This window comes from Modestobacter muralis, assembly GCF_010682105.1.
Lineage (GTDB): Bacteria > Actinomycetota > Actinomycetes > Mycobacteriales > Geodermatophilaceae > Modestobacter > Modestobacter muralis.
This window is the reverse complement of the sequence record NZ_JAAGWH010000016.1, coordinates 15333-35093: the sequence shown is the minus strand read 5'-3', so window position 1 is coordinate 35093 and position 19761 is coordinate 15333. Positions and strand designations below refer to the sequence as shown.

At 74.6% G+C, this 19761-nt stretch carries 25 protein-coding genes and 1 other RNA gene; 17 read left to right on the top strand and 9 right to left on the bottom strand.

Features of this window, described 5'->3' with window-relative positions:
• Positions 1 to 71: 71 nt before the first annotated feature.
• Both GCU67_RS08190 and GCU67_RS08185 read right to left on the bottom strand, forming a co-directional pair.
• On the bottom strand, positions 72 to 1310 hold the full coding sequence (locus GCU67_RS08190) for an SLC13 family permease (RefSeq protein WP_163610613.1): 1239 nt from the start codon (positions 1308 to 1310) through the stop codon (positions 72 to 74).
• A gap of 8 nt (positions 1311 to 1318) precedes the next feature.
• On the bottom strand, positions 1319 to 2074 hold the full coding sequence (locus tag GCU67_RS08185) for a TSUP family transporter (protein WP_163610612.1): 756 nt from the start codon (positions 2072 to 2074) through the stop codon (positions 1319 to 1321).
• Between the two features lie 26 nt (positions 2075 to 2100).
• On the opposite strand from GCU67_RS08185, the gene GCU67_RS08180 reads away from it, so the two are divergent.
• Entirely contained in the window at positions 2101 to 2469 is a 369-nt protein-coding gene (locus GCU67_RS08180; RefSeq protein ID WP_246214803.1) for a DoxX family protein, read from the top strand.
• Positions 2470 to 2592: 123 nt separating this feature from the next.
• On the opposite strand, the gene GCU67_RS08175 is transcribed toward GCU67_RS08180, so the two are convergent.
• Complete coding sequence (locus tag GCU67_RS08175; RefSeq protein WP_211661010.1) at positions 2593 to 3591, bottom strand: Lrp/AsnC family transcriptional regulator; 999 nt, start codon at positions 3589 to 3591, stop codon at positions 2593 to 2595.
• 132 nt (positions 3592 to 3723) lie between these two features.
• Here GCU67_RS08175 and GCU67_RS08170 point away from each other — a divergent pair, with 132 nt between their 5' ends.
• Together GCU67_RS08170 and rnpB are read left to right on the top strand one after the other, a co-directional pair.
• Positions 3724 to 4446, top strand: coding sequence for a PIG-L deacetylase family protein (locus tag GCU67_RS08170; RefSeq protein ID WP_163610611.1), 723 nt, complete (start codon positions 3724 to 3726; stop codon positions 4444 to 4446).
• Positions 4447 to 4480: 34 nt separating this feature from the next.
• Positions 4481 to 4880: RNase P RNA component class A (gene rnpB, locus GCU67_RS08165), an RNA gene on the top strand.
• 165 nt (positions 4881 to 5045) lie between these two features.
• Here rnpB and GCU67_RS08160 read toward each other — a convergent pair.
• On the bottom strand, positions 5046 to 6203 hold the full coding sequence (locus GCU67_RS08160; protein WP_163610610.1) for a tyrosine-type recombinase/integrase: 1158 nt from the start codon (positions 6201 to 6203) through the stop codon (positions 5046 to 5048).
• Positions 6204 to 6206: 3 nt separating this feature from the next.
• Positions 6207 to 6692: a helix-turn-helix domain-containing protein gene (locus tag GCU67_RS08155; RefSeq protein ID WP_163610609.1), complete on the bottom strand. Its 486-nt coding sequence runs from the start codon at positions 6690 to 6692 to the stop codon at positions 6207 to 6209.
• 186 nt (positions 6693 to 6878) lie between these two features.
• On the opposite strand from GCU67_RS08155, the gene GCU67_RS08150 reads away from it, so the two are divergent.
• The 12 genes from GCU67_RS08150 to GCU67_RS08095 all read left to right on the top strand — a co-directional run bounded on the left by GCU67_RS08150 (position 6879) and on the right by GCU67_RS08095 (position 14317).
• Positions 6879 to 7160 (top strand): helix-turn-helix transcriptional regulator, encoded by a 282-nt coding sequence (locus tag GCU67_RS08150; protein WP_163610608.1) that lies wholly within the window; start codon positions 6879 to 6881, stop codon positions 7158 to 7160.
• A 359-nt stretch (positions 7161 to 7519) separates the two neighbouring features.
• Positions 7520 to 7750 carry a hypothetical protein gene (locus tag GCU67_RS08145; protein WP_163610606.1) on the top strand — a complete coding sequence of 77 codons (231 nt, stop codon included), beginning with the start codon at positions 7520 to 7522 and terminating at the stop codon, positions 7748 to 7750.
• Positions 7751 to 7782: 32 nt separating this feature from the next.
• A complete protein-coding gene (locus tag GCU67_RS08140; protein ID WP_163610605.1) occupies positions 7783 to 7986 on the top strand; it encodes a hypothetical protein in 204 nt (67 codons plus the stop codon).
• Between the two features lie 131 nt (positions 7987 to 8117).
• Complete coding sequence (locus tag GCU67_RS08135; protein WP_163610604.1) at positions 8118 to 8387, top strand: hypothetical protein; 270 nt, start codon at positions 8118 to 8120, stop codon at positions 8385 to 8387.
• Positions 8387 to 9196 carry a hypothetical protein gene (locus tag GCU67_RS08130; protein ID WP_163610603.1) on the top strand — a complete coding sequence of 270 codons (810 nt, stop codon included), beginning with the start codon at positions 8387 to 8389 and terminating at the stop codon, positions 9194 to 9196. Before GCU67_RS08135 ends, GCU67_RS08130 begins: the two co-directional genes overlap by 1 nt.
• A 1965-nt stretch (positions 9197 to 11161) precedes the next feature.
• The gene (locus GCU67_RS08125; RefSeq protein ID WP_163610602.1) at positions 11162 to 11347 is read left to right on the top strand and encodes a hypothetical protein; all 186 of its coding nucleotides are present in this window, start codon (positions 11162 to 11164) and stop codon (positions 11345 to 11347) included.
• The gene (locus GCU67_RS23000; RefSeq protein WP_163610601.1) at positions 11347 to 11760 is read left to right on the top strand and encodes a WhiB family transcriptional regulator; all 414 of its coding nucleotides are present in this window, start codon (positions 11347 to 11349) and stop codon (positions 11758 to 11760) included. The genes GCU67_RS08125 and GCU67_RS23000 overlap by 1 nt, the downstream gene beginning before the upstream one ends.
• Positions 11757 to 12248, top strand: a complete 492-nt coding sequence (locus tag GCU67_RS08115; RefSeq protein ID WP_163610600.1) for a MerR family transcriptional regulator — start codon at positions 11757 to 11759, stop codon at positions 12246 to 12248. The genes GCU67_RS23000 and GCU67_RS08115 overlap by 4 nt, the downstream gene beginning before the upstream one ends.
• Positions 12245 to 12523: a hypothetical protein gene (locus GCU67_RS08110; protein WP_163610599.1), complete on the top strand. Its 279-nt coding sequence runs from the start codon at positions 12245 to 12247 to the stop codon at positions 12521 to 12523. The genes GCU67_RS08115 and GCU67_RS08110 overlap by 4 nt, the downstream gene beginning before the upstream one ends.
• The gene (locus GCU67_RS08105; protein ID WP_163610598.1) at positions 12520 to 13185 is read left to right on the top strand and encodes an E3 binding domain-containing protein; all 666 of its coding nucleotides are present in this window, start codon (positions 12520 to 12522) and stop codon (positions 13183 to 13185) included. Before GCU67_RS08110 ends, GCU67_RS08105 begins: the two co-directional genes overlap by 4 nt.
• A gap of 211 nt (positions 13186 to 13396) precedes the next feature.
• Positions 13397 to 13573 carry a hypothetical protein gene (locus GCU67_RS08100; protein ID WP_163610597.1) on the top strand — a complete coding sequence of 59 codons (177 nt, stop codon included), beginning with the start codon at positions 13397 to 13399 and terminating at the stop codon, positions 13571 to 13573.
• 39 nt (positions 13574 to 13612) lie between these two features.
• Complete coding sequence (locus GCU67_RS08095; protein WP_163610596.1) at positions 13613 to 14317, top strand: hypothetical protein; 705 nt, start codon at positions 13613 to 13615, stop codon at positions 14315 to 14317.
• Positions 14318 to 14446: 129 nt separating this feature from the next.
• On the opposite strand, the gene GCU67_RS08090 is transcribed toward GCU67_RS08095, so the two are convergent.
• The 4 genes from GCU67_RS08090 to GCU67_RS08075 all read right to left on the bottom strand — a co-directional run bounded on the left by GCU67_RS08090 (position 14447) and on the right by GCU67_RS08075 (position 18516).
• The gene (locus GCU67_RS08090) at positions 14447 to 15148 is read right to left on the bottom strand and encodes a TIGR02391 family protein (RefSeq protein ID WP_163610595.1); all 702 of its coding nucleotides are present in this window, start codon (positions 15146 to 15148) and stop codon (positions 14447 to 14449) included.
• Between the two features lie 316 nt (positions 15149 to 15464).
• Positions 15465 to 15743 (bottom strand): hypothetical protein, encoded by a 279-nt coding sequence (locus tag GCU67_RS08085; RefSeq protein WP_163610594.1) that lies wholly within the window; start codon positions 15741 to 15743, stop codon positions 15465 to 15467.
• A gap of 178 nt (positions 15744 to 15921) precedes the next feature.
• Positions 15922 to 16140, bottom strand: a complete 219-nt coding sequence (locus tag GCU67_RS08080) for a hypothetical protein (RefSeq protein ID WP_163610593.1) — start codon at positions 16138 to 16140, stop codon at positions 15922 to 15924.
• A 102-nt stretch (positions 16141 to 16242) separates the two neighbouring features.
• The gene (locus GCU67_RS08075) at positions 16243 to 18516 is read right to left on the bottom strand and encodes a putative bifunctional diguanylate cyclase/phosphodiesterase (RefSeq protein WP_163610592.1); all 2274 of its coding nucleotides are present in this window, start codon (positions 18514 to 18516) and stop codon (positions 16243 to 16245) included.
• Between the two features lie 142 nt (positions 18517 to 18658).
• On the opposite strand from GCU67_RS08075, the gene GCU67_RS08070 reads away from it, so the two are divergent.
• Positions 18659 to 19324, top strand: a complete 666-nt coding sequence (locus tag GCU67_RS08070; protein WP_338104870.1) for a prepilin peptidase — start codon at positions 18659 to 18661, stop codon at positions 19322 to 19324.
• 195 nt (positions 19325 to 19519) lie between these two features.
• Entirely contained in the window at positions 19520 to 19738 is a 219-nt protein-coding gene (locus GCU67_RS08065; RefSeq protein WP_338104869.1) for a Flp family type IVb pilin, read from the top strand.
• Positions 19739 to 19761 lie beyond the last annotated feature (23 nt).

The window sequence follows — 19761 nt, the reverse complement described above, 5'->3', positions numbered from 1 at the left end:
CCACCGCTCGCAAGCTCGCGGCGGGACCCTGCGCGGGGGCCGCGTGTCGTGGGGGGCAGTCGGGTCCTTCGTCAGAGCTGGAGGGCCACCCAGAGCGCGGCGGTGGCGCCGACGAGGGTCAGCGGCACGGTCGCCAACCCGACCAGGCTGAACCGGGCGGCGCCGGGGGCGTCCGCGTCCAGGACCCGGCGCCACAGCAGGTTGGCCAACGAGCCGGCGTAGGTCAGGTTCGGGCCGACGTTCACCCCGATCAGCACGGCCAGCACCGTCGGCACGCCCCCGGCCGCGGCGATCGGCAGCAGCGCCAGGGTCGCGGGCAGGTTGTTGACCAGGTTGGCCAGCACCGCGGCGATCCCGGCGACGGCCAGCAGCGCCAGCAGCCCGTGGCCCTCCGGCAGCAGGTCGGCCAGCAGCGCCTCCAGGCCGTGCTGCTGCAGCACGAGCACGAGCACGGCCAGCCCGAGCACGAACAGCCCGAAGGGCAGGTTGGCTGCTCGAACCAGCCCCCGGACGCCGACCTGCCGGGTGGCCAGTTGGCGGCCGGCGAGGACGACGACGCCCACGGTCGCCGGCCACACCGGTCCGACCCCGATCAGGGAGACCAGCGCGAAGCCCGCGACCGTGGCACCCACGACGACCAGCGCCAGCACCGGCGTGCGCGGCACCTCGGCCGCGGGCGCGTCGATGGCGTGGCGCAGCTGGCCGCGGAAGAGCCGGCGCAGCACCAGGTACTCCAGAGCCAGCACGACGAGCTGCGGCAGCACCATCAACCCGGCGAAGTGCAGGAACGACAACCCGGTGGCCGCGACCGCCAGCAGGTTGGTCAGGTTCGACACCGGCAGCAGCAGGGACGCCGAGTTCGCCAGGTGGCCGACCGCGTAGCCGTGCGGCGCGACGGGGACCCGCATGTGCCGGGCCAGCGCGACCACGACCGGGGTGAGCAGCACGACGGTGGCGTCCAGGCTCAGCACCGCGGTCACCACGGCCGCCAGCAGGAACACCCGGCCCAGCAGCCCCTGCGCCGAGCGCCCGGCCCGCCGCGCCGTCACCGCCGCCGACCAGGTGAACAGCCCCTCCCGGTCGGCGAGGTCGGCCAGCAGCAGGACGACCACCAGGAAGGCGACGGTCGGGCCGACCTCCCGCAGGGTCGCGCCGGCGTCGTCCCGGCCGACGGCGCCCAGCGCGGTGAGCAGCAGCGCACCGGGGACGGCGATCAGCGCGGGCGGCAGCCGCGGGGAGTCGGTGGCGGCCGCGGCGAGCGTGGCGGCGAGCAGGAGGCCCGCGAGGACCAGCGCGAGTGCGTCGGGCACCGGCGCGGTCAGCCGCGGAGGAACAGGTAGACGGAGACCGAGATGCCGAAGACCACGATGAGCACCCGCAGCGGGGTGCTCGGGATGCGGGTGGCGACCTTGGCGCCGAGGAACCCGCCGATCAGGGCGGCCGGCGCGCAGACCGCGACGTAGGCCCACTCGACCGGGCCCCAGATGCCGAACACGACCACGGTGACCGACGCGGTGACCAGCGAGATCGCGCTCTTCATCGCATTGGCCAGCTTCAGCCGGCCCAGTCCCAGGCCGAGCACCCCGACCAGGATCACGCCCAGCGCGCCGCCGAAGTAGCCGCCGTAGACGGTGGCCAGGAACAGCGCGACGTACAGCCAGGCCGGGTCGCCGGTGCGGCCCTCGCCGTCCCGCCGCTTGAGCCGCTTGGTGATCATCGGCTGGAAGGCCAGCAGGACGCTGGCCAGGAACACCAGCACCGGCACGACCGCGTCGAAGGCCTCCGACGGTGTCGTCAGCAGCAGCACCGAGCCGACCGTGCCGCCGAGCACCGCGGTGACCCCGAAGCGGATCAGCCGGGCGCGCTGGCCGCCGTACTCGGCGCGGAAGCCCAGGACCCCGCCGATGTACCCGGGCCACTGCGCGATGGAGTTGGTGACGTTCGCCGCGACCGTGCCCAGGCCCAGGCTGACCAGCACCGGGAAGAGGATCAGCGAGCCGCCTCCGGCGATGGAGTTGATGCCGCCGGCGAGCAGGGCGACCCCGGCGGCGATGAGGAGGTCGGTGGCTGACACAACGGGCGAGCCTACTGTCGCCGGGCATGAGGGACGACGTGCGTGCGCTGACCATGGCCGCGGCGCTGACCGCGACCGGGGTGTTCCACCTGGTGCGGCCGCAGACCTACGACTGGATGATCCCGCCCGAGCTGGGCCCGGCTCGCCCGTGGGTGCTCGGCAGCGGCGTCGTCGAGCTGGGCACCGCCGCGCTGCTCGCCGTCCCGGCCACGCGCCGAGCCGGGGGGTGGGCCGCCGTCGCGTTGCTGGTCGGCGTCCTGCCGGCGCACGCGCAGACGGTGCGGGCCACCCGCCACCGGCCAGGCAAGTTGGCGGTCGCGCTCGCCCGCATCCCGTTCCAGGTCCCGATGGTCGCCGCCGCGCTGCGGGTCGCCCGTCCGTCCGGGATCAGGTGACCTGATCGTCCTTGCTCCTGGCTCAGCGCAGGAGGTGAGCCAGGAGCACGCACGGTGAGCCCGGACGGCGGACGGCGGACGGCGGACAGCCGACGGCGGACGGCGGACGGCGGACGGCGGGGTTCAGCGGCCGCGGACCGGTGGGGGCTCGGGGTCGGTCAGCCGCGGACCGTCCATCAGGCTGCCGGCCTGCTTGACCCGGCGCAGCACCGTCGAGGTCTCCAGCGTGCGCACCGGCAGCGCCCCCACCCGCTCGGTGAGGAAGCGGTACAGGTGCGCGGTGTCCCGGCAGGTCACCGACACCATCAGGTTCGCCGGCCCGGTGACCACCGCGGCGAACGCGGTCTCCGGCTCCCGGGCCAGGGACTCCCCGACGTGCGCGATGTCGGCCGGGGCCACGCCCAACCAGAGGTTCGCGCTGACCGGGTAGCCGAGCAGCTCGTTGGCGATCTCCAGGTCGAAGTACAGCGCCCCGGCCGCGCGGAGGGCCTCGACCCGGCGGGCCACCCGGCTCTCCGACCAGCCGGTGACCCCGGCCAGCTCGGCGTAGCTCAGCCGCCCGTCGGTGGCCAGGGCCGCGAACAGCACCTCGTCCTCCGGGTCCAGGGCCAGCGGGGTGGTCGCCGTCCGGGCCGGGCCCTGGTCGAGCGCGGCGATCTGCGCGTCGGTCAGCGGGTCCTCGAAGGCGGTCCACTCGTAGTCGCCGCCCACGTAGGCGTGCAGGACCGAGAAGGCGTTGAGGTCGATGACCTGCACGGTGCGGGGGAGCCGGTCCAGCAGCAGCGCGTCCCGCTGCCGCGGCGTGCGCGGCCGGGTCGAGCAGGTGATCTCCGCGCCACCGGAGGTGAGGCTCACCCAGGACACGTCGGGACGGCGGGCCAGCGCGTCCGCGACCGCGCCCGCGGCGGCGGGCTGGACCCGCACCCGGATGTGCCAGCTGGGCTCGGTGGCGTCCGGGGTGGCCAGCCCCAGGACCCGGACGACGCCGTCGGCGCGCAGCCGTCGCCACCGGCGGGCCACCGTCTGCTCCGACACCCCGAGCACCGTGGCCACCCGGCTGAACGGGGCGCGTCCGTCGACCTGCATCGCGTGCACGATCTGCCGGTCGATGCTGTCGATCACGGACACGATCCTCCACCACGCCGGTCCCACGTGGAGGATCGCGTCGCGGTCCGCGGACCCACGTCCGGCGCCGTCGTCGGTCACCGGCCGGTGTGCACGGACCGCCCTCCGGGAGCGGAGCAGACTCCGGACATGACCCCCGCCCCGTTCCCGGACGACTGGCAGCGCGCGCTGGTCGTCGCCGCCCACCCCGACGACATCGAGTACGGCCCGGCCGCCGCGGTCGCCGTCTGGACCGCGGCGGGCAAGGAGGTGCACTACCTGCTCGCCACCCGCGGGGAGGCCGGGATCGCCGGGCTGACCCCCGCGGAGGCCGGGCCGCTGCGGGAGGACGAGGAGCGCCGGTCGGCCGCCGTCGTCGGGGTGGGCGAGGTCGAGTTCCTGGACCACCGTGACGGGGTCCTGGTCGCCGACCTGCAGCTGCGGCGTGACCTCGCCGGCGCCGTCCGGAGGCACCGGCCCGATCTGGTGGTCACCATGCACGGCGGGGACACCTGGACCGCCCCCGAGGTCACCCCCGGCGCGCTCAACTCACCCGACCACCGGGCGCTGACCCGCTCGGTGCTCGACGCGGTCGCCGACGCGGCCAACGAGTGGATCTTCCCGGAGCTGACCGAGGAGCCGTGGTCGGGCGTGCGGTACGTCGCCGTCCACGCCGTCGGGTACCCGCCGCCGCACGTGGTGGACGTCAGCGCCGGGGTCGAGGCCGCGGTCGCCTCGCTGATCGAGCACCGCTGCTACCTGCAGGCGCTGTCCGACGACCCGGTCGAGGAGCAGGCACGTCGACAGGTCGACATGTCGACCCTCACCGAGGACGGCGACCGGCAGGTCGGCTTCCATCTCTTCTGGGGCTGAGCCGGGAGTCGCGTAGGGTCTCCCGCACGACGGACGAGTCGGCTGGGCGGTCGCGTTGGCGGGGGAGACCCCGGCACCGAGGAACGTCCGGGCTCCACAGGGCAGGGTGGTCGTTAACAGCGACCCGGGGTGACCCGCGGGACAGTGCCACAGAGAACAGACCGCCAGTGCTCGCACTGGTAAGGGTGAAACGGCGGTGTAAGAGACCACCGCACACCGGGTGACCGGTGTGGCTCGGTAAACCCCACCCGGAGCAAGGTCGAGAGGGACGACGGTCCGCCGCCGTCCTGCGCAGGCGTTCGAGGGCTGCCCGCCCGAGCCTGCGGGTAGACCGCTTGAGCCTGTCGGCAACGGCAGGCGTAGATGGATGGCCGCCCATCGGGACGCCGTGAGGCGCCCGGGGACAGAACCCGGCGTACAGGCCGACTCGTCCGTCGCCCCCCGCTGAGCAGCACGTTCGCCTGGCGGGGTGCGGTGCTGCCCACAAGCTGCCCACTCGCGCCCCCGACTGCCCACGGGCGCAGCAGGCGTCGGACCCCGGACAGCAGGCGGCCCCGGCCCCCCTGGGGAGGGGTGCCGGGGCCGGTGTCAGGCCAGGGTCAGCGGGCTACGGACAGCCCGCCCGCCGCTGGGCCGGTGGTGCTCTGGCCGCTGCCCTGGACGGCCGCCCCGAGGGCGCTGTCCACCGCGTCCCGCGTCCGGTCATCGCTGTCCGGCCACAGGTGGCTGTAGGTGTCCAGCGTCTCGGCCGCGCTGGCGTGACCGAGGCGGGCCTGCACCGTCTTCACGGACTCCCCGAAGCGGATCAGCAGGCTGGCGTAGTGGTGCCGCAGGTCGTGGAAGGTCGCGCCCTGGCCGTCGTCGTACTGGTCCAGCCCGGCCGTCCGCACAGCGGGCCGCCACACCCGCGCGCTGAAGGCCGTGCGGCGCTGCGGCTGTCCCTCGGGACTGGTGAAGACGAAGCCGTCTGGCCCCGCCGGGTGCGCCGCCAGGTGGGCGGCCAGCGCGTCCACCACCACCTGCGGCAGCGGGATCGTTCGCACGCTGGCCTCGGTCTTCGGCTCGGCCAGGGTCGGGGGCGCACCGGGCACGAGGACGAGCTGCCGGTCCACGCGGACCGTCCTGCGCAGCCAGTCGACGCGGTCCACGGTCAGCCCGAAGACCTCGCCCTGTCGCATCCCCGTCCCGGCGGCCAGCAGGACCGCCGCGCGCCACCGGTCCGGTACGGCGTCAGCCAGCCGCAGCACCTCCTCTACGGACAGCGGCACCACCCCGCGCTTCGTCTCGCGCTTCGGCTGCCGCACCCCGTCCATCGGGCTGGACGCCAGCAGCCGGTCCCGCACCGCCGCCTGGAGGATGCCGCTGAGGTAGCGGTGCAGCCCGCGCACTGTGGCCGGGGCCAGGCTGTCCGCGAGTCGCTTCGACCACGCCTCGATGTGGCTGGGCCGGATCGCGGACAGCGGCCGGTCACCGAAGGTCGGGTAGACGTGCAGCCGCAGCATCGTCTCCACCCGGGCCTGCGTCGCGGGCCGGTGGTGCTGCCGCAGCCGCCAGTCCTCAGCGTGCTCGCGGAAGGTGACGCGCCCGGCGCGTGGGTCCACATGGGTGCCGGTCACCACGGCCGCCGCCTGCTCGTCGAGCCACAACTGGCCTTCGGCCTTCACTGCGAAGCGGCGCTCGTGCTGCTGTCCGTCCGCGTCCCGGTACCGCGCCCGGTACCGGCCGTTCGGCTGCCGTTTGAGACTGGCGTCTGCCATCGCTCAGCCCTCCCGGCCGGTGCTTGTGGTGCTGGTCTGCTGCCGCGCCCGCAGCCTGGTGAGGTTCGCCCGCGCCAGCGCCAGCCGCCGGGCCGCGTCCGCCGCAGCCACCTCGGCCGCCCGCAGCGCGTCCCGCGCCGCCTGGTCCGCTGCTGCGGCGTCCGCCAGTGCGCCCTCGGCCGCCGCCTGGGCCGCCGCCGGGTCGCCGGTCGCCGGCCCGTCCAGCAGGGACGCCAGCGGTACGTCCAGCACGTCCGCCAGCCCGGCCAGCTCTGCCAGCCGCAGGGGCCGGGTCCCGGCCTCGGTGTTGCTGACCGTGGCCTGTGACCAGGCGGGGAAGCCGCGCCGAGCCATCTCGGTCGCGAGGGCGACCTGGGACAGCCGCCGGGCGGTACGGACCTCGCGGCAGCGCTCCACGATCAGCCGCTCGAAGTTGTCCGCCATGCGGTCCGGCGCGGTGCCGGGGTCTTCCTGGTGCCGCAGCGCCATCGCTGGCTCCCTGTGTGGTGGTGGGTCATGCCGCCACCGACCATACGCCGGGCGTGTCACGATTCATAACGTTAGCTCATGGCTGACGTACGGTGGACCGTGCAGCGGCAGCCGTCGCCACCCGTTCCGGGGGCCACGCCGCTGCTGGACTCACGGCGCGGCCCGAGCCGCGCGGAGGACCCCGCGATGACGAACAGCAGCAGCACCAGCGCGCCGCAGCCCGACCGGCTGCTGACCACCGAGGACGTCGCTTTGATCCTCGTCATGTCGCCCGGCACCCTGCGCAACTGGCGCACCGCCGGGCGTGGCCCTAGGGCCTTGAAGGTGGGCGCGCAGGTCCGCTACCGGCGCGCCGACGTGGACGCCTGGATCGCCGCGCAGACCGAGGCGGACCCGGTAGACCAGCGCCGCCAGCGCGCCGCCGAGATCGGCTCCCGGCCTATGCCCCGGAAGCGGGTCCAGCGGTGACGGCCGTGTCCGTGCCGCCGGGGCTGGCCAGCGGGCTGCCGGTGCCCGTCCTCGGTGCCGTCTCGTGGGTCGAGTCGGCCCCGCCGCCCCCGGTGGTGGTGCTGGTGCCCGCGTCTGCCCCGGCGGACTGGTGGCCTAAGACCGAGCCGGCGACTTCCTGACCTCTGCTAACTGCACTCACGTGTCGTCAGTGGTCGGGGGACCCGCGCCCGGCGCGCGGGTAGCGTCCTAGGTGTTGGACGGGGACACCCCCGGACCTCAGCAACGGCCCCCACCACGGACCCGGCAGCGCGCAGCCACCCCGGCAGCGCGCGCCGCACAGGTGGGCGACCACCGCTGTTGTTCGAGAGAGGGTCCCTGTGACCAGCAGCATCATCGACCAGGCCAGCCGTGACCACGAGGTCCGGCGGCTGCACTCCGCCGTCGCAGTGGCGGCGCGCTACCGGGGGCCTGAAGCTGCCCACGCGGCCAGGCAGGCGCTTCGTCACGCCCTGCTGACCTACGACGTGCAGGACGCCCTTGATGCGGGCCTGCTGTCCGAGGAGCAGCGACGGGACCTGGCCGCCAGGCTGACCGGCGGCCAGCGGTGATCCGCCCCCGCCCGGTGCCAACGGGGCTGAGTGTGAGCGAGCGGCTGGTCCTGGGCCACCTGCGGACCGTGCTGCGTGCCCGCAGCGGTGCCCGGCTGGACCTGCCGCGCGTGGCCGCCTGCACCTGCCTGCCGCCCGAGGTGGTGGCCGCGTCCGTCGAGGCGCTGCTGGCTCGCCAGATGCTGCGACAGCACGCCGACGGCCGCGTCGTGGTCCTGCCGGGCAGGACCCCGTGAACGGGAGCGGCCCGGCACCCGCCAAGGGCCGAGCCGCCACCACCAACACCGAGACCGCCGCCACCACCGCCAGGAAGTCACGGGGGGTCCGTGGCGTCCATCGTACCGGCGCACCGGGCGGGTGCCCCGTCATGCGCAACCCGCAGGACGAGACCGATGCCGCTCTCGACCTGATGGCCGCCGTGTCCGCCGTGGCTGCCGAACGCGCCCCCGCCCGGCGGCTGCTGGCGCTGGCTGACCTGTCCGATCAGGCCGCCGCGCTGGCCGGTCACGTGTCCGCCGGGCGGCTGCCTCGCAGGCATGTGGTCACCGCCCTGTCCGCCGCTGCTGCCGTGGCCGGCATCGCCACCGGAGCCGCTGAGCGGGTCGTGGTCGGCGCACTGGACCAGGATGGCGGGTAGTGGCCGGGCCGCAGCCGCGCAGAAAGCAGTCCGTCCGCGACGCCTGGCGCGTGCGGGTCACCCGCACCAAGACCATCTCGGACAGCGTGCGCGTACTGCTGCTGTACATGGCCACGGCCACCGATGGTCAGGGTCGTCACCTGATGGACGAGCGGGGCTACTGGCGGCAGCCGCAGGCCGAGACCGCCGCAGCCTTCGCGGTCAGTGACCGGGCGCTCCGCAGGCGCATCCAGGACGCGGTGGACCGAGGGTGGCTGGCCCGCACCGGGGGCGGCATCAACGGTCAGGTGACGCAGTACCGGGCGCAGGTCGTGGCAGACCAGGCGGACAAGGGGTGTCCGCCTGAACCCAAGGTTCAGGCGGACACTTTCCAGCCGCCTAAGGCGGACACCCCCTGTCCGCCTGAACCTGCGGGTTCACCCACCGTCCAGGCGGACAGAGGGTGTCCGCCATACGACGCGCGCGCAGTACTGAACAACCAAGACGCGGGCACTGCGACAGCCCGCCGGTCCGCCGCGCAGCAGCCTGACGCGGCCACCGCCGATGAAGATCCAAATGCTCTTCCGCGCGCCGTCCGACAGGACGGTGTTGGGCAGGCTGACCACAACGTGACCGGCGGGACGGGTCCGCAGCCGCAGCAGGCCAGCCCCGAACCCGGCACTGGCCCCAGGGCCACCCGGGGAGGCTGCGCGCTGCACCCCAACGACCGGACCATCCCCACCCCCAAGCGGCTCATCTGCCTCGGGTGCGAGCGGGACCGGCATGACAACGAACGCGCCCGCCGCGACGCGGCCGCCTGGGGCGACTGATGGCCGGGCTGCCCGACCACCCCGTCGCACGGTGCGCCCGACCGCGGGCCGCCGCCCGTCAGCAGCCATCGGAGGACCCTGTGACCACCCCCGCCACCGGCAGCACCACCCACCAACCAAGGGCAGGGGCAGGGGCAGGCCGCCGCTCCCCGCAGTCAGGCCAGCAGGGGCAGCAGGTCAGCGCACGGCCAGCACGTCAGCGCGTGGACACCATCACCAGCCCAGCCGACGCGGCCGGGCAGCCGGGCCAGCAGCGCAGGCAGCAGGGGCAGCGCAGCGCACGCGGTCAGCGCGGTGCACAGCAGCGGCAGACCGTGGCCGACGTGGACAGCGCAGCAGCAGGCGGCGGCAGGTCAGACGACGGGCCAGCCGAAGGCGACGGCGCAGCGCACGACGACGCGACGCAACCGAAGCGCAGTCGGCGCATCGACATCGTCTGCGAAGTGCAACGCGCGCAGCAGCAGCACGGCAGCGCGGGCTCGGCCTGGCGCGGCACCTTGGTGGACGCCACATGCCAGCCGCGCAGTACGCCAACGGCGGCGCGACAGCCTGCGAGTCGGCCTTGCAGCAGACCAGCAGACCAGTGGACCGGCGGACCGCGCAGCGCCGACGACGGGCCAACCGGGGGCGCGCAGCAGGACACGCGGCTGCGCCGGACCGTCACCCACCCGGCGCAAGCTCCGGCGAGGGGGAGGGGGGCCTCGAAAATCCAGACCCCCCGGCCCCCTGACCCCGACGCCGCTCCGTCAGCTCGCCCCCCCTGGGCCGAAACCACGATTCGAGCCACGACATGCACCGATGGCCAGCCGAGAGGACCCCGACACATGCCAAGCACCGACTCAGCCCTTCCGTTGACCACCCCTCGCCAGGCCGGCGAGCCGAAGGAGGCGAAGAAGTGACAAGTCCTGAGGCCGCGCTGCTGGCCGCGCACGCTGTCGAGGACCCGTCCGGCTGCCTGCTGTGGACGGGCCGGGTGAACGATCAGGGTTACGCGATCCTCCGCCTGGGCGGCCGGTACGTCCGGGCGCACCGGCTGGCCTACGAGCTGTCGGAGGGGCCGATCCTGCCGGGCCTGCTGACCGATCACGCCTGCCACACCGCAGACCGGTCGTGTCCTGGTGGCCCGTCGTGCCGTCACCGCCGGTGCATCCGGCCATCGCACCTGGAGCCGGTGACGCCCGAGGAGAACACCCGGCGGGGCCGCAGCGCGGCGGCTGTGGTGCTGCGGACCGGCTATTGCCAGCGGGGTCACCTCGTCGCTGGCGACAACGTGCTGGTGCGCCACGACGCGCGCCGTGGGGGTCACCCTGAGCGCCGGTGCCGGACCTGCGCTGAGGCGGCCGTCGCCCGGTGGGCCGAGCGGGACGCGGAGCGAAGGCGCGCGGCGCGGGCCGCTGCGGGTCCGCCCGAGCCACGGACCGCCTGCGGCCGGGGTCACCCGCTGACCGAGGGGCACCCGAACGTCTACGTCCGGCCGAACGGCTACGTCGACTGCCGGGCCTGCCGCCGCCGGACGCCGCACCGCCGGAGTGCGGCCGTGGTCGGGAGCCGCTGACACCCAGCCGCGTCGAGCGCGGGGGAGGAGGCGCTGGCCCTGAGCCGCCCGAGCTGGGCGTTCCCCGCTCAGCCTGCTGTCGTGGCCTGAGTCGGCCAGCCCCCCGGCCTGTGGCCGGTCACCTGGCGGACCTCGCAGCAGGCCGACTCGCGGCATGGGTGACGCTCCGGTCGGCGTGTCCTGTTCTGGCTCGGCGCGCCCCGGCCGGACTGACGCCAGGTGAGTGCTCGATGGTCAGCGCCCGTCTTGGAGACGCAAGCTGATGCCAGGTCGCCACGGGGCGGACCACCGGACGCGGGACCACCGGCCAGCGGAGGCGCTGGCGCACCGCACCGGCACACGAAGCCCCCCGGCAGAGAGCTACCGCCATGCTCCCGAACTCACTGACTGAGCGAGCTCGCCTAGGCGCGTTGACCCGTGACCACGCCCCCGCCGACGAGGTGGCCGCCTGCCGCAGCCGCATGCTCGTGGGGCAGGCCGCCCGACTGGTCGGCCAGGCTGCCGCGCTGCTGCCGCCGGGCACGTCCTCCGAGGACCGGGAGGCGCTAGCCGCCCTCGTGCTGCACCCGGCCGCCGCCCGGGCGGGGTGGTCCTGATGCCTGCGCGGTCGGGCTCGCGGTGGCCGGAGGCGTGGGACCGCCGCCGCCGGACGCCCTCGCCGGTGCTGGCTGTCCCGCCAGAGGCCCGTGCAGCCTTCGCCGCGCTGGCGACGGCACTGCGCGGCCTGGGCGGGCCGACGCCGTGCCAGGTGGGTGAGACGGCACTGTGGCACCCGTCCTCCGACGGTCGGGCCGCTGGGGCGGTGGCGGCTGCGCGGTGCCGGACGTGCCCGGTCGTTGCCGAGTGCCTGGCGGCTGGGCTGGCGGGCCACGAGTCCGGGGTGTGGGGTGCGACTACGGCGGCGGACCGGGACGCGATGCGGCGCGAGGCCCGCGCCCGGGTGACCCGCGAGCGGCGCGCGGCCGTGCGCGCTGGCCGTGACCGCGAGCAGCAGGCGGTGACGAGGTGAGTACCGCAGCCCGTCAGCCGGTGGGCCGCCGCGTGGTGCCCGTGGAGGACCTGGCCGGGGCCTACTGCGTCTCGATGGGTGCGGCCGGGCTGCTGCTGTCCTCGCCGCTGGCCCGCCAGGACGTGCTCGCCGCTCTGGACGGCTCCATCCGGGCGCAGCAGGCGGACGGTCTGCCGGTCCGGCGGGAGGTGCTGGACCTGGCCGCCGACCTTGCCGCGCTGGTGGCGCAGGACCGGCGGCGGGCCGCCGAGGACTTCCGTCTGCGGCAGGCGGCACTTCCTGAGCCGGCCGCCTCGGCATCGTGGACCTCAGCACCACAGCACATGACCGTCGCGGACGCGGCGGCCGTGCTGGGGGTCACCGCGCGGCAGGTCCGCGCGCTGGCCTCGGCCGGTGCCCTGACCGCCCGCAAGGCGGCTGGGGCCTGGCACCTGGACGCGGCGGCTGTCCTGGCCGCCGCCGACAACCGAAGGGAGCACCACCTGTGAGCGCGATCCCCACGGTGGACCAGGCAGCCGCGCAGGCTGCCGCCGAGTCCGCCACCGACAGCCCCGAGCTGCGCGCCGCCCGCGCCTTCGAGCCGCTGCTGACGGACGCCTACCGGCTGGCCGGGCTGCACCGCCGGACCGCGCAGGACGTGGCCGCTGACGTGGCCGCCGCTCGCCAGCAATCCGCTGCCGCTGAGCGCCGCGACCTGGGACGTCGGGCGCAGATGGCGGCCGAGTACGCGGTGGCCCTGAGCCGGGCGGGGGCCGTCCGATGACCCGTCCGAAGCAGGTCACAGCCGAGGCGGCGCGGCTGGCTGCGTCCCTGGGCGTGGACACGTCCCGCGTCTACGGCCTCGGGCCGAACCGCGAGGTCACCGCCGAGGACGTGCGCCGCGTGGCCGCGTACCGGGACCCCATCGGTCGTCACCTGGCCGCCTTGCCCGCGCCGGACGCCCGCTCGCTGACCACCGGCGGCCGGGTGGCCGCTGACCCCGCCGTCGCCTCGTTCAACAGCCGGGTGGCCGTGGCTGACCCGGCAGTCCGGCAGCTGGCCAACGCGCGGGGTGTCCGGCTGGACCGGCTGACCGGCACCGGTAGCAACGGCGTGGTGCAGCAGTCCGACGTGCTCACGGCCGCCGCCGCGCAGGACCGGCAGCACGCTGCTGCCTGGGCTGCGGTGGCCCCGGCCGCCCCGGCACCCGAGCCGAGGGTCTCGTTCACCGCGAGTGGGCTGCCGGTCAGCGTGCTGGACGAGGTGCCCGCCCCGGTGCGCCGCGCGCTGGCCGCCGCGCCGGACCACGCCACGGCGTTCGCGCTGGTGCAGAAGTACGGGGCGCTCGCCGCCGCTGACGCCGAGCGCCTGCTGCGCGCCGACCGCTCGGTACTGACCACCTACGGCGGGGCGAAGCTGCCCGCCGGTGTGTGGCCCGACGCCTGACCCACAGACCGGGACGGCGCGCTCAGTGTGGTGCCGGAGCGCGCCGTCCCTGGTCCTAGCCGTCACCGCGCGATGCTGATCTCCCACCGCGTGCACGGCCAGGACAGCGAGCTAGCCGGGGGCGGGTCCTCCCTGTCCCGCCCCTGGCTGGCTCTTCAGCACGCCCCGGCAGCACAGCGAGGACCGACCCGCGCTGAGTAGCCTTGGCCGCGTGGCCAACCAGTACCGCACTCACTCCACGGACACCCTCTGCCCCCGCTGCGGTACACCGCTTCAGGAGCGCGAGGTCGGCATCATGGTGGCCGAGTTCCCCGAGCCGGTGAGCTGGGTGGTGGACAAGCGGTGGTGCCCGAAGGGGTGCCAGTTCACGGCCGACGAGATCGGCTAGCGGGCTGCCGGACCGGCACCCGACTGCGATGCTGCGGGAGTGACTGCTGCGGGTGCTGACCGGCGGAACGAGTGGGTCTGGCTGAGCTACGAGCAGGACGCCGCCGTGTCCTGCCTGCGGCGCGGCTGGGACGTGCTGGCGGACTACCGGTTCGCAGCCACCGAGGCAGAGCCGCTGTTCGTCCTACTCGCCACCGGCACTGAGAAGCTGCTCAAGCTCACGTACGGGCTGACCGTCCAGGCCAACACTGATGCCTGGCCACCGCAGGACGCGATGGGCGCGCGGGGCGGCTGGGGGCACCGGGTGGCTGACCTGGACGCCGAGTGCCGGAGCCTCGTCCGGGCTGGTGCTGACCGCGCCACGTACCCGCACTACGTCACCGGGCTGCTGGACGCCCTGGACGCTGACCCCTACGTGGTGCCCTGGCTGGCCGCCCTCCAGCGGTACGCCACCAACGGCCGGTTCTACAACCTGGACCACCTGGCCGACGCCGCGCAGCGTCAGCCGAGCCCCCGGGTGCTGTGGGACGAGCTGGACAGCAGTGTCGCCCTGGCGGACCCGCAGCACAGCCAGCTCATCGGGCGCTCGCAGGCCGACTGGGATGCGCTGGTCCAGCGGACCACCGGGCGGCTGGCGGACAGCCTGTGGCTGTGGTGGGAGACGTACTACCGGGCGTGGGTGCAGGGCGCGTGCGGACCGGAAGCCCGGCGGTACAGCGGCGCACTGGCACCGCCCAAGCGGTGACGCGGGAACGCGCGGTCACCGGGCAGCTCGGCGTCCGTAGGGTGCCGGCATAGACGGGGGCATCGTCTGGACTGGTGTCATCACCGACACCCTTGGCGCGGCGCAGCAGTCACAAGGGCGGACGGATGATCACGCCCGCTCCACCGTGGCGGCATCCAGCAGCCTGGCGAGGACGCTGAGCGATGCCAGCGCCTCAAACGCGCGCTGCTGGTCCCACACCTCGGCCACGTTGTGGGTGGCCGGGTTCCGCAGCAGCGCCCAGACGCCCCGGGCGTAGAGCAGCGCTCCTTGCTGCAAGGCCTCCTCGAAGGGCCGCCCCGGGGTGGCCGGGACCCGAAGACGTGGCTGGCTAGGCGTAGGTGGCTTCTCGCTTAGGGCTGCCGTCATCAGGGCGTCGTCGGCCAGGTCCCAGCGGTCCAACTTCACTTGCACCTGCAAGCTCACGTTGCCAGCCGCCGCTGCCACCGCCTGGCGGTAGTGCTGGCCGGGCCACAGTTCGGCGGCACGCTCCCAGACCCACGGGTGCAAGCCCTCTGCCTGCACCTGGGGACCAGGGGCAGCGAAGGCCAACGCGACCGCCTCGCGGTCCAGAAGCACACCTTCTGCCCGCAGGATGGCTTCGCGGTGCTCGCGGCGTCCCCCGGTTGTCTTGCCGCTGTTGCGCACGTACTGGCCGCAGTCCTTGAGCAACCGCCGCAGCGTGGGCTGAGCTCGCATGATGTCGGCCGCGATAAGCGTGGGGTCCCTGGGCGGCTGCTCAGCGTCAATGTCATCCAGCAGCGTGAGGTAGTGGCTGAAGCGGTCTAGCGCAAAGGCAGAGTCCACGGGCACCACCGCAGGCTAAATCGACCCAACGACATGCCCGGATCAAACTGGCACCCCGCGTGGTGGCCTGTCCGCCCGTGCCCCTGCGCTGCGCCGGAGGCCGCCCACACTCTGCCCACACCGTGCCCACAGCAGCCCGGTATGCGCAGTGACACGGCATGACACCTTATGACCCGGAATCCGCAGCTCAGAGCGCCATGCCTGGGGTTCAACCAGCTTGATGGCGTACCCGCGAATGAGCGCCGCCTGTACCCGGCGTACAGGCCGACTCGTCCGTCGCCCTCCCACCCGGGAGGGCGACCGGCTCGGCCGGCGATGCGGCTCAGCGGACGATGCGCAGGTGCGGCCCGGTGCGGGCCGACTCGGCTTCCTCCACCGGCAGGCCGGCGGTGCGGCGGACCCGGTTCTCCGGGACGTCGAGGGCACGGGCCAGCGCGCGGGCGACGCGGTCGTTGACGTAGACGGACGTGCGTCCGCCCACCAGGCCGCGGACGGCCTCCTTGGACACGACCCCCAGGGTGCGGGCCGATGCCTCCTCGGCGGTCAGACCGAGCTCGAACAGCCGGCGCCAGATCAGCCGCTGCAGGTCCTCGTGGCTCACCGGGCGCCCGGTGCCAGGACGCTCGACGACCGCTTCCGGTCACACGGGTGCATGATCACGGTCTAGCCCGTCGCTTTACGCAGTAAACCGCTTCCGGCGTGCCGTCTCGGCGACTCGAGCACCGGGTCGCGGAGGGTGACGGGCGCCGTCGACGCGACCTCGCGCGCCGCACGTGAGGTCAGCGCAGGGCGTCGCCGGCGACGTCGTCGACGATCGCCCGGAACGTGGTCGTGTCCACCTCGTTGTCCACGGTGACCCGCACGATGTCGGTGATCTGCTGCCGGGACGTCGACCGGCAGGCGCTCACCCGGGCCGCGGCGATCAGCTTGAGCTGCTGCAGGCGGGCGGGGGAGCAGTCCGTGGAGCCGGGGACCGGGGGGAGACGGTTCTCGCGCATGGACGAACGGTAGGTCGATCGTCCACGGCTCGGCAGCTCCGCCGCCGCCGTGTCGCCGGGCGTTCACCTCCTCCGTCCCACCCGGCACCCCCGTCCCGCCGGTCAGCGCAGCGCCGGCCGGGCTCCGTCCAGGTCGCGCTCGCGGCGACCGTCCTGGCAGTCCAGCCACTGCTCCAGCTCGGCGGCCGGCAGCGGCGGGGAGTGCAGGTAGCCCTGGCTCTCGTCGCAGTCCAGCGCACGCAGGTGGAGCAGGGTGGCCGGGTCCTCGACGCCCTCGGCGACCACCCGCAGCCCGAGCTGGTGGGCCAGCCGGATGGTGCTGGCCACGATCGCGGCCGCGCGGGAGTCGGTGAGCAGGTCGGCGGTGAACGACCGGTCCAGCTTCAGCTCCCCGACCGGCAGCTGGTGCAGGTAGGTCAGTGAGGCGTAGCCGGTGCCGAAGTCGTCGATGCTCACGCCGGCGCCCAGCTCGGTCAGCGCGCCGACCACGGCCAGGCTGCGGTCGGGGTCGCTGAGCAGCACCGTCTCGGTGACCTCCAGGACCAGCGCGGACGGCGGGAGGGCGTGCAGCTCCAGCAGCTCGGCCACCCGCCCGGGCAGCCCGGTGTCGAGCAGGTTGCTGGCCGAGAGGTTGACCGAGATGCGCAGGTCGCGGCCGGTCCGGTGCCAGGCTGCGGCCTGCGCGATCGACTGGGCCAGGACCGCGTCGGTGAGCACGCCCATCAGCCCGTGCACCTCGGCCAGCGGCAGGAAGTGCACCGGCGCCAGGAGACCGCGGGTCGGGTGCTGCCAGCGCACCAGCGCCTCGACGCCGACGGTCCGCCGGGTCTCGACGTCGACCTGCGGCTGGTGGTGCAGGACCAGCTCGCCGCCGGCGATGCCCGCGCGCAGCTCCTCGACCAGCGCCAGTCGGCCGCTGCTGTCCCCGTGCCGGTCGGCGTCGTAGCGCACGACCTGGGAACCGGACCGCTTGGCGTCGTACATGGCGGCGTCGGCCTGGCGCATGAGCGCGGCCGCGGTGACCGGGTCGCCGTCCGGTCCGCCGGGGTGGCAGGTGAGCCCGAGGCTGACCGCGACGTGCACGGCCAGTCCGCCGACGGCGAAGGGCTCGGCGAGGCTCTCGTGCACGACCCGCCCGAGCTGGGCGGCGCGCTCCTCCGGGCAGGCGCCGGGCGCGACGTGGGCGATGAGGGCGAACTCGTCGCCGCCGAGCCGGCCGAGGACGTCGCCGTGGCCGAGACCGGCCGCCAGGCGCTGGGCCACCAGCCGGAGCAGGTCGTCGCCGGCGGCGTGGCCGAGGCCGTCGTTGACCTCCTTGAACTTGTCCAGGTCCAGGACGCCGAGCACGAGGGGAGCGCGGTCGGCGCACAGCTCCTCCACCCGGCGCAGCACCGCGCGGCGGTTGGCCATGCCGGTGAGCTCGTCGGTCAACGCCTCCCGGCGGCTCACCGCCAGCTGCGACAGGTCCCGGACGTTGAGCAGCAGCCGGACGCCCGACGCCGTCCCGGCGATGCCGGCGCACCAGACCGCCGTCAGGCTGGCCGCGCCCACCGCGGTCGCCACCAGCACCGCGATCGAGGAGATGATGACGACGAAGGCGCCGATGGTGGTCGCCCCCGGGTCGGTCATGGTGCGGGGCACCGGCGTGGGCCGGACCACGGCGGCCAGGCACAGCAGCAGGACCCCGAGAGCGGCCAGCGCCCAGCCGGGGCGGTAGCCGAGCACCGCGCAGACCCCGGCCAGCAGGTCGGCGGTCAGGCCACCGCTGATCAGCCAGGCCCGCGGGTCGCGGGTCATGCCGGAGATGTGGGGCACCGCCACCGAGGTGCCGATGACGACCAGCCCGGCGGCGAGGGCCAGCAGGACCGGCTGGACCTGCCACCACGGGGCCGACGCCCACGGGTTGCCGGTGTGCGCCAGCACGGTGTCGGTGACCGAGACGACCGCCAGGACCGCGGCGACGCCGAGCAGGGTGTCGCTGGGGTCGGCGATGTTGGTGGCGTCGCGGTTCCACAGCACCATCCCGCCGTAGAGCAGGGGGAAGGCCGCGACGTGGGCCACGGCGAGCGGGACGACGTCCCCGGTGGAGTCGGCGCGGACGGACACCACGAGGACCGCCACCGCGCAGCCGCCGGCCAGCAGGGCCGCGGCCCCGGCCAGCCGCTGCCACAGGGCACGTTCCGCCGGTGTGAGCCGGGCCCGCCAGGTCAGCAGCCGGCAGGCGGCCAGCTGCAGCGCGAGGGTCAGGCCCAGCGGGACGGTGGGCCCGACGTCGACCGGGCCCAGGGCGAGGACCACCAGGAGGCCGGCGAGCAGGGTGACGAGGACCAGGATCCTGCGGGGGACCTCGGTCAGCAGTCGGAGCCGGCGGGACATGCAGCAGTGATCGGGTCCCGCGCCGGTGTGGTGAAGGCGGGCACCGGGACATCACCCGTACGGGCAGGGGACCGACGCGACTGCCGGGGCCGCGTGTCAGGGTCGCGGTCGTGGGCAGCGGCGGCGACTCCGGCACGACGCGGTGACGCTGCTGGCCGCGACGGCCGCTGCACTGCTGGGCCTGCTGGCCGGCACGGCCGTGGACCGGGCCGCGGGGCGCTTCCCCTGGCCGTCCGGGGCCCGGGCGGTCGACCTGCTGCGGCCGGGACGCCGCGCGCTGCGCCCCCCGCTGCTGGAGCTCGTGACCGCGACCCTGTGCGGTCTGGTGGTCGTCCGCCTCGGGGTGTCGGCGGCCGTCCCCGCCTTCCTGGTGCTGGTGGCCGCCGGTGTCCTGCTCGTCCTGGTCGACGCCCGGCACCGGTTGCTCCCCGACCGAGTGGTGCTGCCGGCGCTGGGGGCGGGGGTGCTCCTGCTGGCCGGAGCCGCCGGGGCGACGGGGGACTGGTCCGCCCTGCTGCGCGCCGTCGCGGCGGCCGCCGTCCTCTTCGTCGCCTTCCTGGCCCTGGCCCTGGCCTCACCCGGCGGGCTGGGCATGGGCGACGTGAAGCTGGCGGCGCTGCTGGGCCTCCACCTCGGGTGGCTGGGTTGGGACGCGGTGCTCTTCGGTGCACTGGCCGGCTTCGTCGTCCAGGCCGCCGTCGCACTCGTCCTGCTGGCCGCCCGGCGGGTGAGACGTGGTGACGCGCTGCCCTTCGGGCCCGCGATGATCGTGGGTGCGGCGCTGGCGATGTCCCTGCCGTTGTCCTGATCGGCATCTCTCCGTAACACGTTCAGCTACTCAGGGTGACGAATTGGGCACTCTGCGCCCCGGGAGGATGGACCGCGTGCCCTGACGGGCGCACGCCGGGGTCATCCCGGTCACAGGTCCCGCATGGTCTGGGAGCAGCCGCAAGGACGCCTCACCCGACGCGTTCCAGCCGGCAGACACCCCTCGGGAGCAGTCGTGATCGCCTTCTACGCCACCCTGTCCAGCTTCGTCTCCACCGCCGCCGACCGGCTCAAGCGCGAGGAGAAGGGCGCCACCGCCGTCGAGTACGGCCTGATGGTCGGCCTCATCGCCGTCGCCATCATCGCCGCGGTCGCCCTCCTCGGCGACAACCTGACCGACCTCTTCAACGGCATCGCCGGCGAGGTCGACGACGCCACGCCTGCCGCCGGCTGACCGATCGGTCCGTCGCGGCTGCC